This is a genomic window from Burkholderia sp. AU44665, from assembly GCF_030504405.1.
In the GTDB taxonomy this organism is placed as follows: domain Bacteria; phylum Pseudomonadota; class Gammaproteobacteria; order Burkholderiales; family Burkholderiaceae; genus Burkholderia; species Burkholderia semiarida.
The window spans coordinates 1-1,312 of record NZ_JAUJRI010000048.1; the positions used below are offsets into that span (position 1 = coordinate 1).

At 52.4% G+C, this 1,312-nt stretch carries 1 rRNA gene; it reads right to left on the reverse strand.

From position 1 onward, the window contains the following. Window positions 1-1,312: ribosomal RNA gene (locus QZM15_RS33870) — 23S ribosomal RNA — on the reverse strand; the annotation flags it as partial.

Sequence of the window (1,312 nt, forward strand, 5' to 3'; positions counted from 1 at the left end):
TCCAACACCCGGACAACCTTCCGCGATCCGTCCCCCCATCGCATCTAACAATGGTGCAGGAATATTGACCTGCTTCCCATCAGCTACGCATTTCTGCCTCGCCTTAGGGGCCGACTCACCCTACGCCGATGAACGTTGCGTAGGAAACCTTGGGCTTACGGCGAGGGGGCCTTTCACCCCCTTTATCGCTACTCATGTCAGCATTCGCACTTCCGATACCTCCAGCACCCTTTACAAGGCACCTTCGCAGGCTTACGGAACGCTCTCCTACCATGCGAGCAAAGCTCGCATCCGCAGCTTCGGTATATAGCTTAGCCCCGTTACATCTTCCGCGCAGGACGACTCGATCAGTGAGCTATTACGCTTTCTTTAAAGGGTGGCTGCTTCTAAGCCAACCTCCTGACTGTTTTAGCCTTCCCACTTCGTTTCCCACTTAGCTATATTTGGGGACCTTAGCTGGCGGTCTGGGTTGTTTCCCTCTTGACACCGGACGTTAGCACCCGATGTCTGTCTCCCGTGATTGCACTCTTCGGTATTCGGAGTTTGCTATGGCGGGGTAATCTGCAATAGACCCCCCAACCATGACAGTGCTCTACCCCCGAAGGTGAGACACGAGGCACTACCTAAATAGTTTTCGGAGAGAACCAGCTATTTCCAGGTTTGTTTAGCCTTTCACCCCTATCCACAGCTCATCCCCTAACTTTTCAACGTTAGTGGGTTCGGACCTCCAGTACGTGTTACCGCACCTTCATCCTGGCCATGGATAGATCACCTGGTTTCGGGTCTACGCCCAGCAACTGAACGCCCTATTCGGACTCGCTTTCGCTACGCCTGCCCTATACGGTTAAGCTTGCTACTGAACGTAAGTCGCTGACCCATTATACAAAAGGTACGCCGTCACCCCTTACGAGGCTCCGACTGTTTGTATGCATGCGGTTTCAGGATCTATTTCACTCCCCTCCCGGGGTTCTTTTCGCCTTTCCCTCACGGTACTGGTTCACTATCGGTCGATCACGAGTATTTAGCCTTGGAGGATGGTCCCCCCATCTTCAGACAGGATTTCACGTGTCCCGCCCTACTTGTCGCACACCTAGTTCTTTCATACTGTTTTCGCCTACAGGGCTATCACCTGCTATGGCCGCACTTTCCAGAGCGTTCGGCTAACAATACAAATAAAGAGTGCAAGGCTCATCCCATTTCGCTCGCCACTACTTTGGGAATCTCGGTTGATTTCTTTTCCTGCGGTTACTTAGATGTTTCAGTTCACCGCGTTCGCTTCACATGGCCTATGTATTCAGCCATGGATACTCCA